The following is a 15,234-nucleotide window of genomic DNA, read 5'->3' as shown; positions in this document are numbered from 1 at the left end:
GGCAGCCACGCCTGGCGTCAGCGCCGGTGCGGCTGACGCACGCCTTCTACGCGATAGTGGCTGCCGCCCAAGTGCCTGAACATCAAACGGTAGGCGCCACGCCCGCGCGTCGCGGCATAACCGTGCAGGTCTGCCGACCACAGGCGATCGTCGTGCTGATGCCAGTGAATCGCGCCAAACCGACGTTCACGCAGGTGGCTGAGGGTCAGGGCAATACTGCGTCCGGCACGGCTACGGGGGTCGATATCAGCCACGGATGCGCTGTCGATGCGCATCACCGGCAGCGCGGCAGAGCTGCCCGAAGGCGCCATGCCCGGCACTGCGGCGCTGGACTGTCGGCCTCGGCGCGCACGCCCGCCGCTCGCCGCCTGCGTCGTGGCGACGACCTCGAAGGCGCCGGCCACCCCTTGCGCAGCGCCGGTGGGGGACATCGCCCGAGCGGGGCCACGCAACACGAGGGTGCTGAACCCCATGCGTCTTATCTCGGGGCCGGGGTTACGCGTATCCGTCAGCAAGGTATCGACCCGTCCCGTTCTATCCACCGGCCCCACATAACCCAATACGCGGTCGTCCTTCACAGACAAATAAATCGAAACGCCCTCTTCACCATGGCGGCGCTCATACGCGAAGTTGACCAGCCGCTCTGTTTCTTGGTGGCTCAAACCCGCTTGCTGGGCCAAGTCGAGGGCCAGTTCCGTGACCGACCGGGCGAACTGTTGCTCGGCTTCCTCATCTGCCCTGGCCATGGCCTGGGGTTGCATTTCACGGTAACCGCGCAGACGACTGGCGCCGAACAACAGCCCTCCGATCAGCGCGCCCACGGCCGCGCCGCTGGCCGCGTCGCCGTGCAACGTCCCGGCACTCAGCCCCATCAAGGCAAACAGCAACAGGATGATCAGCCCGCCCACTATGCGTGTGGTTTCCGCAGCGGCCGGCTGAAGGCCCATCACATCGACAAGCGTAACGGGGTTGTTATTGGCCATCAGGTAAGGGTTCGAGCCGTCGCCAGCGCCCGCCGGGTCGGGGTTGATCCAGCGCTGCAACCACGGCGCGTAGTAGCGAAAACCGTAATAGTACAAACCGCTGGCATCGCGCTCTTTGCCACAATAACGCCGGCTTTTCTCGTGCCCCTCCAAGGCATTGCGCGACGCCCACCACGCCGTGCCGCCAAACGGAAAATAGCTCTCCTGACTGAGCAACTGCGCCTGTTCGTCCAGCTCCAGCGTATGGCTGGACTGATGGTCCGTCAGGCAAAAGCGCAACGCTTCATGGCCGGCGCCCGCCTCCGGCCCCTGCTCCCATTGCAGCACCTCGACCGCGCATGGCCCCGCCTCGACGCGCAGCACATTCAACTGATGGGACGGGCTGTGGCGGACCTCCAGGCCCGGCAAGTAATAGACTCGCGCCGTTTGCCGCTGCCCGGCGACTTGGCGATGGATAAGCTTGAGGGCGCGCTGACCATCGCTGGCATAGACGTAGGTTTCTTCATCGTCGGGCTCGGCCTCGCGTTGCACGAGGGTGACCTTGGCCAATTGGTTACGCACGTTCCAATGCATCGGCTGGCCCCGCGCCAACCATTGCTGGTTGCCATTGGCATCAAAACCCTGGGCCGAACTTTCGTCGTGCAGCCCACGGTTGCTGTTATCCGCCACCTGCAAGGTGCGTGTGTAACCGCTGCCCGTCGACGGCGCATGGCGCAACTGGGTCAGGTTGCCGGCGGCGTCGTACTCATAGCGCTGGGTGTAATTGCGCCACAGGCCGCTGTCGGTCGCGCCGAAAGACACTTGCGCCGGCAACCCCGGGCCGATGCTCGCCACCGCGCTTTCACGCCCCGTGGCCTGGATCAACTGGTACAGCGAATCGTAGGCATAGTGACTGGCGGCCTCGATTTGAGTATTGCTGTGCCACTGCGTCGGTTGCGCCTGATCCAGCAGGCTGACCACGTTGCCGACCGGGTCGTAGGCGTAGCGCAGGTCCTGCAAAAGCGCCGAAGTCTCCCCCGCGCGCTGCGCGGTCAAGCGTTGCAAGCGGCCATCCTCGACGCCGTAGTGCGCCTGGCGGCTCACCCCGTTGCCCAGCAGCGCCGATTCCAGCTGGCCGGCGGCGTTATAAAGGCAGCGCTCGATCAAGGCTTTGCGCGCGCCGTCCTTGAAACTGAGGCTGCTTGTTTGCAATTGCCCGTCGACCCCATACAGGAACTGCCGGCTATTGCCCCTGGCGTCGATCTGCTCCAGCGTGGCGCCCAATGCATCGAACCGCCAACGCGTGGTGTAGGCCCGGTTTTGCAGGAGCCCATCCTGGGCGGCGGCAGCCTGGGGCCAGTCGACGTCAGCGCCGAGCTGGCAAAAACGCCGGGTTTGGCTGAGCACCTGGCCCCCCATCCCGTACGCGTCAAACACCTGGGTGCCCGCCGGGTCGGCATGCCGCAGCAGGCGGCCGTTGCGGTTCAAGGCGCGATGTTCTTCGGTAGGCGCGGCGTAGACCAGCCGCTCGACACAACGCGGTTGCGCATCCGTGGCGGCTTGCTCGAACACCGCCACCGGACGCAGCAGCGCATCGTACTCATGCCGCTGATGGGCGCCGCGCCCATCCCACGCCTGCACTACCTGCCCGGACGGCGCGGCCAGCAGCAGGCGCAGGCCGGCGTCCACGTCCTGACGCCGCACTACCGCGCCGGACAGGCTATAGAGATAACGTTGGTTGGGTTGGGTTTGCAGGCGCGGGTCCCACTGCTCCAGCACAAAACCGTTGGCACTGTGGACAGCACGTCGCACGCGGGGCGTGGGCGCATCCTCGGCACTGGCACGGTGGTAAGCGACGTTGCGCACTGGCAGACCACGGGGGTCGAACGCCGTCAGCGAGGGGGTATTGCGATGAAGTGAAGCAGGCATGGACTCATGACTCCAAGGACACAATGGTCACCTGAGCCTAGGGAGCCTGAACGGGGAGCGGCGGTAGCCGGGTATGTGGGCTTCAACCGGTCAACACCGGTTGAAGCCCGCCACATTACGCGTGCCCGCCAGCGCAGGTCGGCGAGGCCGGCGCTGCGTCGATGGTCGCCCACTCTTCGGGCGTGTAGGTGTGCAGCGCCAGCGCATGAAACTCGCTCATCAGGTCACCCAATGTGGCGTAGACCTTTTGATGGCGCTTGACGCGGTTAAGCCCGGCGAACTGCTGGCTGACCAACACGGCCTTGAAGTGGGTCTGCAACCCACGGCTGTGCATATGGCTTTCGTCCAGCACGCTCAGGTGATCCGGGGCCAGGGCGGCAAGCGCCGTTTCGATACGCTGTTGCATAGTCATTGCTGCTTACTTCTTCTTGGCCGGTGCGGCTTTTGGGGTCAGCTCGTTGGTCATGTCTTCCAACAGCTTGTTGACCACCGGTACGGCGCTTTCCAGTTTGGCCTGGGTCATCTGAGCCGATTGCTGGGTCAGCTGCGGCATTTTCTCCAGGACTTTCTTACCCAGCGGCGACTGGTAGAACGCGACCAGGTCCTTGAGTTCGGATTCGCTGAAGTTGGTGGTGTAAAGCTTGACCATGTCCGGCTTGAGCTTCGGCCAACCGATGGCCTGGTCCAGGGCGGCATTGGCCTTGGCCTGGTAGCTGTCGAGCACCGATTGCTTGGCGGCGGGCGCTTTGGTCTGCTCAAAACGCTGGGCGAACATTTGCTGCACTTGCATGTACACCGGGGTACCCAGCTTGTCGGCATGGGCCAGGGTCAGGAAGGCTTCGGCACTGGCGTTGTGGCTGGCGGTATCGGCAAAAACCTGGCCGCTGGCGCAAACCAGAGCAACCGCGGTACAGATGGCACGAAGACGAGTCATCGAGTTTCCTTTCTAGCTGGCGAGGTAAAACCCCAAGGGCGACCATTCTGCGCCTAAAAAACCTCGCGGCTCAACCCCACCCCTTGTCAGCCCTGGTTTTGCGGGGCGCAGACGCCAGTGAAGAAAGTTTGTGGAACCCATCTGCGTGCCCAAGGCCTAAACTGACCTCTCTCGACTGGATAAGGAGGATGCACGATGAGCCGTATCGAAACCGACAGCCTGGGCGACGTAGAGGTGCCGGATGACGCCTACTGGGGTGCGCAGACCCAGCGCTCGCTGGTCAATTTCGCGATTGGCGAGCAACGCATGCCCCTGGCGGTTCTGCATGCCCTGGCCCTGATCAAGAAAGCCGCGGCGCGGGTCAACGACCGCAATGGCGACTTGCCCGCCGACATCGCGCGCCTGATCGAACAGGCCGCCGATGAGGTGCTCGACGGTCAACACGACGGTCAATTCCCCCTGGTGGTGTGGCAGACCGGCAGCGGCACCCAGAGCAACATGAACGCTAACGAAGTCATCGCCGGCCGCGCTAACGAGCTGTCCGGCAAGACCCGTGGCGGCAAGAGCCCGGTCCACCCCAACGACCATGTGAACCGCTCGCAAAGCTCCAACGACTGCTTCCCCACAGCCATGAGCATCGCCACCGTGCAGGCGGTGCATCAACAACTGTTACCGGCGATCACCTACCTGTCCGGCGGCTTGGCTGAACTGTCGGCGCGACATATGAAACTGGTGAAGACCGGCCGCACCCATATGATGGACGCCACGCCGATCACCTTCGGTCAGGAAATCTCGGCGTTCATCGCCCAGCTCGACTATGCCGAAAGAGCTATCCGCAGCGCCCTGCCCGCCGTGTGCGAGCTGGCCCAGGGCGGTACGGCGGTGGGCACCGGGCTCAATTCCCCTCAGGGTTTCGGCGAGGCAATGGCTTCCGAGCTGGCGGCGCTGTCCGGGTTGCCGTTCGTTACCGCGCCCAACAAGTTTGCCGCGCTGTCCGGCCATGAGCCGCTGGTGACCTTGCACGGCGCGCTGAAAACCCTGGCCGTGGCGCTGATGAAGATTGCCAACGACCTGCGCCTGCTGGGCTCGGGCCCGCGCGCCGGACTGGCCGAGGTGAAACTGCCGGCCAACGAACCGGGCAGCTCGATCATGCCGGGCAAGGTCAACCCCACTCAGTGCGAAGCGCTGTCGATGCTGGCCTGCCAGGTGCTGGGCAACGACGTGACCATCGGCATCGCAGCAAGCCAAGGGCACTTGCAGTTGAACGTGTACAAGCCGGTGATCATCCACAACTTGCTCGAATCGATCCGCCTGCTGGCCGATGGCTGCAACAACTTCCAGGAGCATTGCATCGCCGGGCTTGAACCGGATGCCGGGCAAATGGCCGAGCACCTGGAACGCGGTTTGATGCTGGTCACTGCGCTCAACCCGCATATCGGCTACGACAAGTCGGCGCAGATCGCCAAGAAAGCGTACGCCGAGGGACTGACGCTACGGCAAGCGGCGCTGGATCTGGGCTACCTCACCGACGCCGAGTTCGACCAGTGGGTGCGTCCGGAAAACATGCTGGAGGCGGGGCATTAAGGCGCCATGCGCAATCGCCGGGCCTTGAGCCCGGCGAACAACGACGGCGCCAGGGCAACCGCCGCCGAGCCCAATACCACCACCACCGCGCCGAAATAGCCGAGGGCGTTGATCTCTTCGGCCTGCACATAGTCGGGCCACAGCCACGCCGCCAGCGCCACCGCGACGAAGGTCACCAAGGGCGTGAGCGCCAGGGTCGCGCTGACCCGCGACGCTTCCCAATGGGCCAGGGCTTCGGCGAACGCGCCATATGCCACCAGGGTGTTCATGCAGCACGCCAGCAGCAGCCAGCCTTGCAGCGGGCTCAGTTGCAGGGCTTCCAGCGGATGCGCCCAGGGGGTCAGCAGCACGGCGCAGCAGAGGTAAATCACCATCATCACCTGCAACGAATTCCACACCGTGAGCAATTGCTTCTGGCCCAGTGCGTAGAACACCCAGATGGAGGTGGCGAGCAGCACCGTCAGTACACCGGCGGTATAGGCGCCGAGGGAGGTTAGCAACTCCGTCAGCCGCTGGTTGAAGAACAGCCCGAACCCGACGATCAGCACCACCAGGCCAATCACCTGGCCCAGGCTGAAGCGTTCCTTGAACACAAACACACTGGCGATCATCAGAAAGATCGGACCCATCTGCACCACCAGTTGCGCCGTGCCGGGGCTGAGCAGCTTGAGGCCCACCAAATACAACACGTAGTTGCCCACCAGGCCGCACACCGCCATGGCCACCAGCCAACCGCCCTTGGGGCCCAACACCTTGCGACTGGGCAAGCGCTTGGTGGCGGCCAGGTAAACGAACAGGCAACTGCCGGCCACCGTCAGGCGAAACCAGGTCACCGTGATCGGGTCCATCACTTGCAATACTTGCTTGAGTTTGATCGGCAAAATGCCCCAGAGCAGCGCGGTCAGCAGGGTCAGGAAGAAACCGTAGACCCAGCGGCCGGAAGAGATATGCATGAGTGCCCCAAAAAATGCCAGAGGTGGAGGAGCGGCCATTCTAGGGGCAAGCGCACGCATTGGGATACGGTGCTGTTTAACGGTGGGAGAGGTCTTGCCCCTCCCACCCGTGGCTTAGCGCACGGCTTCGAACAAGCCGGTGGCGCCCATGCCGCCGCCCACGCACATAGTGACGATGCCGTAACGCAGGTTGCGCCGCTGCAACTCGCGCACTAGGTGACCCACTTGCCGCGAGCCGGTCATGCCGAACGGATGGCCGATGGAGATCGATCCACCGTTGACGTTGTATTTGGCGTTATCGATTTCCAGGCGATCCCGTGCGTACAGGCACTGCGACGCGAACGCCTCGTTGAGTTCCCACAGGTCGATGTCCGCCACTTGCAGGCCCTTGGCCTTGAGCAACTTGGGCACCGAGAACACCGGGCCGATGCCCATTTCGTCCGGCTCGCAACCGGCGACGGCGAACCCACGGAAAAACGCTTTGGGCTTGAGCCCCAGCTCCAGAGCCTTGTCCAGGCTCATCACCAGGGTCATCGAGGCACCGTCGGAGAGTTGCGAGGAGTTGCCCGCCGTCACCGAACCGTCTTCGGCAAATACCGGTTTCAACCCGGCCAGGCTCTCCAGGGTGGTGTCGGGACGGTTGCAGTCGTCACGGTCGACCACGCCGTCAAGGATCTGCACCGCGCCGGTGTTTTTGTCTTCGACTTTGTACTTGACCGCCATGGCCACGATTTCATCGTCGAACAAGCCGTCCGCCTGGGCCTGGGCCGTACGTTGCTGGCTTTGCAGGGCGTAGAGGTCCTGGGCTTCGCGGCTGACGTGGTAGCGCCGCGCGACGATCTCGGCGGTCTGGCCCATGGGAAAGTAGATGCCCGGCACTTGCTCCTTGAGCAGCGGGTTGATCAGGTTATCGGTGTTGACGCTTTTCATGGTCAGGCTGATGGACTCCACGCCGCCGGCAACGATGATGTCGCTGCAGCCGGAAGCGATCTGGTTGGCCGCGATCGCGATCGCCTGCAACCCCGAGGAACAGAAGCGGTTGAGGGTCATGCCTGCCGTGCCGGTGCCCAATTGCGAAAGCACCGCCACATTGCGCCCGATGTTGTAGCCCTGGGCGCCCTCGTTGGAACCGGCACCGACGATGCAGTCTTCCACACTGGCCGGGTCGACGCCGTTGCGGCTCAGCAGCGCGTTGACGCAATGGGCCGCCATGTCATCGGGACGGGTCTGGTTGAATTTGCCGCGAAAGGACTTGGCCAGGCCGGTTCGCACGCTGTCGACGATCACTACTTCACGCATGGGCTACCTCGATCTTGTCATTGTTGGGAGATGGATCGAGGATAGATCCGCGCCTGCCCGGCCGCGATGATCATTCATCCGGCGTATGCAAAAGCATGGCTCGGCGGGGGCGCTGGGGAGGTGATGAGCCCGTTCGCCACAGCAAGCCAGCTCACCACCACGCGGTCCGGTCTGTCATACAGGGCGTGATTATTTTTTGGTCTTTTTATCGTGCTTTTCGGACTGGGCAAACGCTTCCTCCAACGCGCGGTTGATGGTGCGCAGCACCTTGACCCGCGCCCAGCGCTTGTCATTAGCCTCCACCAATGTCCACGCCGACACCTCGGTGCTGGTGCGGTCGACCATGTCGCCCACGGCGGTGCGGTAGTCGTCCCACTTGTCGCGGTTGCGCCAGTCGTCTTCGGTGATTTTGAAGCGTTTGAATGGGATCGACTCGCGCGCCTGGAAGCGCTCCAGTTGGGTGTCCTTGTCGATGGCCAGCCAGAACTTGACCACGATCACCCCGGCATCGCGCAGTTGCTCTTCGAAATCGTTGATCTCGCCATAGGCGCGCATCCAATCCGCCGAGGTGCAGAAGCCTTCGATACGCTCCACCAGCACGCGGCCGTACCATGAACGGTCGAACACGGTGAACATGCCGCGCGCCGGGATTTTCTGCCAGAAGCGCCACAGATACGGCTGGGCTCGTTCGTCTTCGCTCGGCGCGGCAATCGGCACGATGTGGTACTGGCGCGGGTCCAGCGCCGCCGCCACGCGACGGATGGCGCCGCCCTTGCCCGCCGCATCGTTGCCTTCGAACACCGTGACCAGCGCGTGCTTGCGCATGCGTTTGTCGCGCATCAAACCGGAGAGGCGCGCCTGCTCGGTGATCAGCTGTTCTTCGTAATCGTCTTTGTCCAGGCGCAATGTCATATCGAGGCTGTCGAGCAGGCTCTTGCGGTCCACCGAGGCCACCAGCGGCGCGGGGTTCATGCCGCTGCTCCTGGCCTTGGCCATTTTCAGAGCGTTTTGCAAGCCTTCGAGGAGGATCTTGCCCACGGTCAGGCCACGGTAATACGGGTCGACCCCTTCGATCACATGCCAGGGCGCATAGTCGCGGCTGGTGCGGCGCAGCACGCGCTCACCGAAATGCACGAACTTGTCGTAGGTTTGGGACTGTTGCCAGTCCAGCGGGCTGATGCGCCAGCTGTGCAGCGGGTCGTCGGCCAGGGCCTTGAGCCGCGCCTTCATTTGCTTCTTGGAGAGGTGGAACCAGAACTTGAAGATCAGCGCGCCTTCGTCGCAGAGCATTTTTTCCAAACGTTCGGCGCCGGCGATGGCCTGGTCGAGCCGGGCATTCTTGATCTGGCCGTGTACGCGGCCTTGCAGCATCTGGCTGTACCAGTTGCCGAAAAACACCCCCATGCGGCCCTTGGCAGGCAGTTGGCGCCAGTAGCGCCAGGCCGGTGGGCGCGCCAGCTCTTCGTCGGTCTGCTGATCGAAGGTGCGCACCTCGATCAGGCGCGGGTCCATCCACTCGTTGAGCAACTTGACCGTTTCACCCTTGCCTGCCCCTTCTATGCCGTTGATCAGCACGATTACCGGGAAGCGTTTTTGCTGGTGCAGTTCGTACTGCACCTCCAGCAAGGCTTCGCGCAGGGCCGGGACTTCGGCGTCGTAGGTGGCTTTGTCGATGGCGTGACCGATTTCGGCAGATTCGAACATGGGCGGCTCCGTTCCAGAAGTGAGCAAGACTAGCGGATTGGGCAACGCCGTGCGGAAGGAAATTCAACGCGCCCTTGCCGTGGGTCAATTCAAATGGGGTTGATCGGCTAGAATGGCCGCCTTGCTTTCGCCTGCTTAGTTATGAGCCGCCCATGACCCCCGTATCGCCCAATGCCCAGCTCGACTGGGACGCAGAAGGTCGCCCGCATTCGCGGGTGTTCGACGACGTATATTTCTCCGACCAATCGGGCCTGGAAGAAACCCGCTACGTGTTTCTGGAACAGAACCGCCTGCGCGAACGCTTCGCCGCCCTCAAACCGGGGGAGCGCCTGGTCATCGGGGAAACCGGCTTCGGCACCGGCTTGAATTTTCTCTGCGCCTGGCAGTTGTTCGAGCAGCACGCCTGTGCCGACGCGCGCCTGCACTTTATCAGCGTGGAAAAATACCCTCTCACCCACGCCGACCTGCAACGCGCCCTCGCTCTCTGGCCGCAGCTGCAACCGTTCGCCGCGCGTTTGCTGGCGCAGTACCACGCCATCCATCCCGGTTTTCAACGACTGCTGCTGGACAGCGGCCGCGTGACCCTGACCCTGCTGATCGGCGATGCCATGGAGCAATTGCCGCAACTGGACGCCCAGGTCGACGCCTGGTTTCTCGACGGGTTCGCCCCGGCCAAGAACCCCGACATGTGGACCGCCGAGCTGTTCGCCGAACTGGCTCGGCTGGCGGCCCCTGGCTCGACCATCAGCACCTTCACCAGCACCGGCTGGGTGCGACGCTTGATCAATGCCGCCGGGTTCAAGATGAAACGCACGCCAGGTATCGGGCATAAATGGGAGATCCTGCGCGGCGAGTTTCTCGGCTGGCCGGCCGACACAGCGGCGCCAGCACCGATCAAACCCTGGTTCGCGCGCCCCGCGCCGGTCCACGGCGAACGCAGCGCGTTGGTGATCGGCGGCGGCCTGGCCGGTTGCACCACCGCCGCCAGCCTCGCCGCGCGCGGTTGGCGCGTGCAATTGCTGGAGCGCCACGCGGGCCTGGCCGAGGAAGCCTCGGGCAATCCCCAGGGTGTGCTGTACCTCAAGTTATCGGCCCACGGCACCGCGTTGTCGCAGTTGATCCTCAGCGGGTTCGGCCACACCCGGCGCCTGCTCGAACACCTGCACCGTGGCGTCGACTGGGACGGCTGCGGCGTACTGCAACTGGCCTTCAACGCCAAGGAAGCCGAACGCCAGGCCCAACTGGCAGCGGCGTTCAGCCCGACGCTGTTGCATGTATTGGACCCGGCCCAGGCCCAGGCCCGGGCCGGGGTGGCATTGGAACACGGTGGGTTGTTCTTCCCCGAAGGCGGTTGGGTGCACCCGCCGGCGCTGTGTGAATGGCAGGCACGGCACCCGTTGATCGAGGTGTTGCAACACCGTGACGTGCTGGCGCTGCAACAGGTCCAAGGCCAGTGGCAGGCCCTCGACGGCGACACCGTATTGGCCAGCGCCAGCGTGGTGGTGCTGGCCGGCGCCGCCGAAATCAAGCGCTTCCCGGCCAGCGCCGAACTGCCGCTCAAACGCATTCGCGGGCAAATCACCCGCTTGCCGCAGACCGTCGCCAGCCAAGCCCTGGCCACCGTGGTCTGCGCCGAGGGCTACGTGGCTCCACCGCGTTTGGGCGAGCACACCCTGGGAGCCAGCTTCGATTTCAAGAGCGACGACCTAGCGCCGACGCAGGCCGAACACCTGGGCAACCTGGACATGCTGCGGGAGATCTCCGAAGACCTCACGCAGCGCCTGAACGCCGACCAACTGCCCGTTGAACAGCTGCAAGGCCGCGCCGCGTTCCGTTGCACCAGCCCCGACTACCTGCCGATTGTCGGGCCACTGGCCGAGCGCGGCGCGTTCGACCAGGCTTATGCCGCCCTGCGCAAGGATGCACGCCAGATCCCCGCCACTGCCTGCCCGTGGCTCGACGGTCTGTACATCAACAGCGGCCATGGCTCGCGCGGTTTGGTCACGGCGCCGCTGTGTGCGGAACTGCTGGCGGCCTGGCTGGATAACGAACCGTTGCCACTGCCGCGCAGTGTGGCCGAAGCCTGCCATCCGAACCGTTTCGCCTTGCGCACGCTGATTCGCGGCAGCGGCGCGTCATAACCCCAGCCACCCTGTGCTGCCATCCCCACCGCGCGGCCAATCAAGGCCGCGTGGGCCGACAAGGCCCATTGCCTTATAACGTATTGTTCTAAAACTCCCACAATCTGCTCGGGTCAGTCTCTGGGTACCCGCCGTTTTGGCGCGCGGTACTTCTATCCCTCCCCAACGGAAAAACCGGTAAGGAATTTATGTGCGGATTAGCTGGTGAGTTACGTTTCGATGCCCAACCTGCCGACCTGGCTGCGGTTGAGCGCATCACCCATCATTTGGCGCCACGCGGCCCTGACGCGTGGGGCTTCCATGCCCAAGGGCCGATTGCCCTGGGCCATCGCCGCCTGAAAATCATGGACCTGTCGGATGGCTCCGCCCAGCCGATGGTCGACGCTCAACTCGGGCTGTCCCTGGCATTCAACGGCGCGATCTATAACTTTCCGGAGCTGCGCGAGGAACTTGAAGCCCTCGGCTACGCGTTCTATTCCGGCGGCGACACCGAAGTGCTGCTCAAGGGTTATCACGCCTGGGGCGAAGCGCTACTGCCCAAGCTCAATGGCATGTTTGCCTTCGCCATCTGGGAGCGCGACGCGCAGCGGCTGTTTATCGCCCGCGACCGCCTTGGCGTGAAGCCGTTGTACCTGTCGCGCACCGGCCAGCGCTTGCGCTTTGCCTCGGCATTGCCGGCGCTGCTCAAGGGCGGCGATATCAACCCAATCCTCGATCCGGTGGCGCTCAATCACTACCTGAATTTCCACGCGGTGGTGCCAGCGCCACGCACCTTGCTGGCGGGCATCGAGAAGCTGCCTCCGGCCAGTTGGATGCGCATCGACGCCCAGGGCAACATCGAGCAGAAAACCTGGTGGACCCTGCCCTACGGCCCCCGTGACGATGAGCAACACCTGACCTTGGAAGACTGGACCGACCGTGTGCTCGACAGCACCCGCGAAGCCGTGGCGATCCGCCAACGTGCCGCAGTGGATGTGGGCGTGCTGCTGTCCGGTGGTGTGGATTCGAGCATGCTCGTGGGGCTGTTGCGTGAAGTCGGCGTGCAGGACCTGTCGACATTTTCCATCGGTTTTGAAGATGCCGGCGGTGAGCGCGGCGACGAGTTCCAGTACTCGGACCTGATCGCCAAGCACTACGGCACGCGCCATCACCAATTGCGCATTGCCGAAAGCGAAATCATCGAGCAACTGCCGGCGGCGTTCCGCGCCATGAGCGAGCCGATGGTCAGCCACGACTGCATCGCGTTCTACCTGCTGTCGCGAGAAGTAGCCAAGCATTGCAAGGTGGTGCAGAGCGGCCAGGGCGCCGACGAATTGTTCGCCGGTTACCACTGGTATCCGCAGGTCGATGGCGCCAGCGATCCGTACGCAGCCTATCGCGAAGCCTTTTTCGATCGCAGCTACGACGACTATGCGGCTACCGTCGCGCCCAAGTGGCTGACCGTCAACGACGCTGCCGGCGATTTTGTGCGCGAGCATTTTGCGATGCCGGGCGCCGATGCCGCAGTGGACAAGGCCCTGCGCCTGGACAGCACGGTGATGCTGGTGGACGACCCGGTCAAACGCGTCGACAACATGACCATGGCCTGGGGCCTGGAAGCGCGCACGCCCTTCCTCGACTACCGCCTGGTGGAACTCTCGGCCCGTGTGCCAGGTAAGTTCAAACTGCCCGATGGCGGCAAGCAAGTGCTGAAAGAAGCCGCGCGCCGAGTGATCCCCAGCGAAGTCATCGACCGCAAGAAGGGCTACTTCCCCGTGCCCGGCCTCAAGCACTTGCAGGGCGACACCTTGAATTGGGTCCGTGAACTGCTGCTGGACCCGAGTCAAGACCGCGGCCTCTTCAACCCGGCCATGCTCGATCGTCTGCTGACCGACCCTCAAGGCCAATTGACCCCGCTGCGCGGCTCCAAACTGTGGCAACTGGCGGCGCTGAACCTGTGGCTCAGCGAACAAGGAATCTGATTGATGAAACCTCACGCCGCGGCTTACAGCCAACGTTTGCTGAAGGGCCAGACGCCGACCTATGAGCGCCTGCAAGCCCGCCTGGCCGAAGATGGCAGCCCCCTGGCCGCCGAGCCGATTGCCGTGCATTGCGGCTGGGGCCGCTTGTTGATCGGTCACACCTTCCCAGACCCGTCCAGCCTGGCCCAGGAACTGCTCAAGGAGCAGCCGGGCGAGCGCGATATCGCGCTGTATGTGGCCGCGCCCCAGCAGATTCTGGGGATCGACCCGCAGCAATTATTCCTCGACCCGTCCGACACCTTGCGTCTGTGGTTCAGCGATTACCGCCCGGCCACTCGTGTGTTTCGCGGGTTTCGTATTCGTCGCGTACAGAGCGAGGCCGATTGGCAGGCGGTCAACCGTTTGTATCAAGGCCGCGGCATGTTGCCGGTGGACGCTGAACGCCTCACCCCGCGTCATCAGGGCGGCCCGGTCTACTGGCTGGCTGAAGATGAAGACAGCGGCGCGGTGATCGGCAGTGTGATGGGGCTGAATCATCAAAAAGCCTTCCACGACCCTGAAAACGGTTGCAGCCTCTGGTGCCTGGCGGTCGACCCGCAGTGCACCCGCCCCGGCGTGGGCGAAGTGCTGGTGCGCCACTTGGTCGAACACTTTATGAGCCGTGGCCTGAGCTACCTTGACCTGTCGGTACTGCACGATAACCGCCAGGCCAAGAACCTCTACGCCAAGCTGGGTTTTCGCGCGCTGACCACGTTTGCGATCAAGCGCAAGAACGGCATCAACCAGCCGTTGTTCCTTGGCCCCGGTCCGCAGGCGGAGTTCAACCCCTATGCGCGGATCATCGTTGAAGAGGCCCATCGCCGTGGCATCGATGTGCAGGTGGACGATGCCGACGCCGGCCTCTTCACCCTCAGCCACGGCGGGCGCCGCGTGCGCTGCCGCGAGTCGCTGAGCGACCTGACCAGCGCCATCAGCATGACCCTGTGCCAGGACAAGAGTCTGACCCACAAAGCCTTCAAGGCAGCCGGGTTGAACGTGCCGTCCCAGCAGTTGGCGGGCAGCGCCGACGACAATCTGGAATTTCTCGACGAACATCAGCGCGTCGTGGTCAAGCCCCTCGACGGCGAGCAAGGCCAGGGCGTGGCCGTGGATCTGCAAACCATCGAAGAGGTGCAGCAGGCCATCGAAGCGGCGCGGCAGTTCGACAGTCGTGTGCTGTTGGAGAGCTTCCACGAGGGCTTGGACCTGCGCATTCTGGTGATCGGCTTCGAAGTGGTCGCCGCTGCGATCCGGCGCCCCGCTGAAGTCACCGGCGATGGTCAGCATTCCATCGGCGCGCTGATCGAAGCCCAGAGCCGACGCCGCCAGGCCGCCACCGACGGCGAAAGCAAGATCCCATTGGACGCCGAAACCGAGCGTACCCTCGCCGCTGCCGGTTATGACTACAACAGCATCCTGCCACGCGGCAAAACCCTGGCTGTGCGTCGCACCGCCAACCTGCACACCGGCGGTTGCCTGGAGGACGTTACCGCGATCCTGCACCCCACGCTGGTGGACGCCGCCGTGCGCGCCGCCCGGGCCCTGGACATCCCCATGGTGGGCCTGGACCTGATGGTGCCCGCCGCCGATCAACCCGAGTACGTGTTTATCGAAGCCAACGAACGGGCCGGCCTGGCCAACCACGAGCCGCAGCCAACGGCCGAGCGATTTGTGGACCTTCTATTTCCACACAGTTAGAAGCCTCGAGTTACAAGCTGCGAGCTTCAA

General features: G+C 63.8%; 10 protein-coding genes. 4 read left to right on the top strand and 6 right to left on the bottom strand.

Annotated elements, in window-relative coordinates; genetic code table 11:
- Positions 1–17: 17 nt before the first annotated feature.
- The 3 genes from QRN41_RS05980 to QRN41_RS05970 form a co-directional block, all read right to left on the bottom strand.
- Entirely contained in the window at positions 18–2,891 is a 2,874-nt protein-coding gene (locus QRN41_RS05980) for an RHS repeat-associated core domain-containing protein (RefSeq protein WP_167418059.1), read from the bottom strand.
- Between the two features lie 115 nt (positions 2,892–3,006).
- Positions 3,007–3,303: a BolA family protein gene (locus tag QRN41_RS05975; RefSeq protein WP_034099304.1), complete on the bottom strand. Its 297-nt coding sequence runs from the start codon at positions 3,301–3,303 to the stop codon at positions 3,007–3,009.
- 6 nt (positions 3,304–3,309) lie between these two features.
- Entirely contained in the window at positions 3,310–3,825 is a 516-nt protein-coding gene (locus tag QRN41_RS05970) for a DUF2059 domain-containing protein (RefSeq protein WP_032885944.1), read from the bottom strand.
- A gap of 195 nt (positions 3,826–4,020) precedes the next feature.
- Between QRN41_RS05970 and QRN41_RS05965 the strand changes: the two genes are divergently transcribed.
- A complete protein-coding gene (locus QRN41_RS05965; protein ID WP_167418060.1) occupies positions 4,021–5,409 on the top strand; it encodes a class II fumarate hydratase in 1,389 nt (462 codons plus the stop codon).
- Here QRN41_RS05965 and QRN41_RS05960 read toward each other — a convergent pair.
- The 3 genes from QRN41_RS05960 to pap form a co-directional block, all read right to left on the bottom strand.
- Positions 5,406–6,362, bottom strand: coding sequence for a DMT family transporter (locus tag QRN41_RS05960; protein ID WP_034099309.1), 957 nt, complete (start codon positions 6,360–6,362; stop codon positions 5,406–5,408). The two genes, QRN41_RS05965 and QRN41_RS05960, sit on opposite strands and share 4 nt — an antisense overlap.
- Positions 6,363–6,476: 114 nt before the next feature.
- Positions 6,477–7,661 carry a thiolase family protein gene (locus tag QRN41_RS05955; protein ID WP_167418061.1) on the bottom strand — a complete coding sequence of 395 codons (1,185 nt, stop codon included), beginning with the start codon at positions 7,659–7,661 and terminating at the stop codon, positions 6,477–6,479.
- Between the two features lie 189 nt (positions 7,662–7,850).
- Positions 7,851–9,365 carry a polyphosphate:AMP phosphotransferase gene (pap, locus tag QRN41_RS05950; RefSeq protein ID WP_034099313.1) on the bottom strand — a complete coding sequence of 505 codons (1,515 nt, stop codon included), beginning with the start codon at positions 9,363–9,365 and terminating at the stop codon, positions 7,851–7,853.
- A 152-nt stretch (positions 9,366–9,517) separates the two neighbouring features.
- Between pap and mnmC the strand changes: the two genes are divergently transcribed.
- The 3 genes from mnmC (at position 9,518) to ngg (ending at position 15,204) form a co-directional block, all read left to right on the top strand.
- Positions 9,518–11,506, top strand: coding sequence for a bifunctional tRNA (5-methylaminomethyl-2-thiouridine)(34)-methyltransferase MnmC2/FAD-dependent 5-carboxymethylaminomethyl-2-thiouridine(34) oxidoreductase MnmC1 (gene mnmC, locus QRN41_RS05945; RefSeq protein WP_167418062.1), 1,989 nt, complete (start codon positions 9,518–9,520; stop codon positions 11,504–11,506).
- A gap of 188 nt (positions 11,507–11,694) precedes the next feature.
- On the top strand, positions 11,695–13,467 hold the full coding sequence (locus QRN41_RS05940) for an N-acetylglutaminylglutamine amidotransferase (protein ID WP_167418063.1): 1,773 nt from the start codon (positions 11,695–11,697) through the stop codon (positions 13,465–13,467).
- Between the two features lie 3 nt (positions 13,468–13,470).
- Positions 13,471–15,204 (top strand): N-acetylglutaminylglutamine synthetase, encoded by a 1,734-nt coding sequence (ngg, locus tag QRN41_RS05935; RefSeq protein WP_167418064.1) that lies wholly within the window; start codon positions 13,471–13,473, stop codon positions 15,202–15,204.
- Positions 15,205–15,234: the final 30 nt, after the last annotated feature.

It is taken from the genome of Pseudomonas sp. efr-133-TYG-23, assembly GCF_030209215.1.
Taxonomy (GTDB): Bacteria; Pseudomonadota; Gammaproteobacteria; order Pseudomonadales; family Pseudomonadaceae; genus Aquipseudomonas; species Aquipseudomonas rhodesiae.
Note: the sequence above shows the minus strand (reverse complement) of the source record. Positions and strands in the feature narration are given on the sequence as shown.

Coding starts and splice junctions, on each gene's coding strand:
- QRN41_RS05980 (WP_167418059.1), bottom strand. CDS start 2,891: ATGCCTGCTTCACTTCATCGCAATACCCCCTCGCTGACGGCGTTCGAC.
- QRN41_RS05975 (WP_034099304.1), bottom strand. CDS start 3,303: ATGACTATGCAACAGCGTATCGAAACGGCGCTTGCCGCCCTGGCCCCG.
- QRN41_RS05970 (WP_032885944.1), bottom strand. CDS start 3,825: ATGACTCGTCTTCGTGCCATCTGTACCGCGGTTGCTCTGGTTTGCGCC.
- QRN41_RS05965 (WP_167418060.1), top strand. CDS start 4,021: ATGAGCCGTATCGAAACCGACAGCCTGGGCGACGTAGAGGTGCCGGAT.
- QRN41_RS05960 (WP_034099309.1), bottom strand. CDS start 6,362: ATGCATATCTCTTCCGGCCGCTGGGTCTACGGTTTCTTCCTGACCCTG.
- QRN41_RS05955 (WP_167418061.1), bottom strand. CDS start 7,661: ATGCGTGAAGTAGTGATCGTCGACAGCGTGCGAACCGGCCTGGCCAAG.
- pap (WP_034099313.1), bottom strand. CDS start 9,365: ATGTTCGAATCTGCCGAAATCGGTCACGCCATCGACAAAGCCACCTAC.
- mnmC (WP_167418062.1), top strand. CDS start 9,518: ATGACCCCCGTATCGCCCAATGCCCAGCTCGACTGGGACGCAGAAGGT.
- QRN41_RS05940 (WP_167418063.1), top strand. CDS start 11,695: ATGTGCGGATTAGCTGGTGAGTTACGTTTCGATGCCCAACCTGCCGAC.
- ngg (WP_167418064.1), top strand. CDS start 13,471: ATGAAACCTCACGCCGCGGCTTACAGCCAACGTTTGCTGAAGGGCCAG.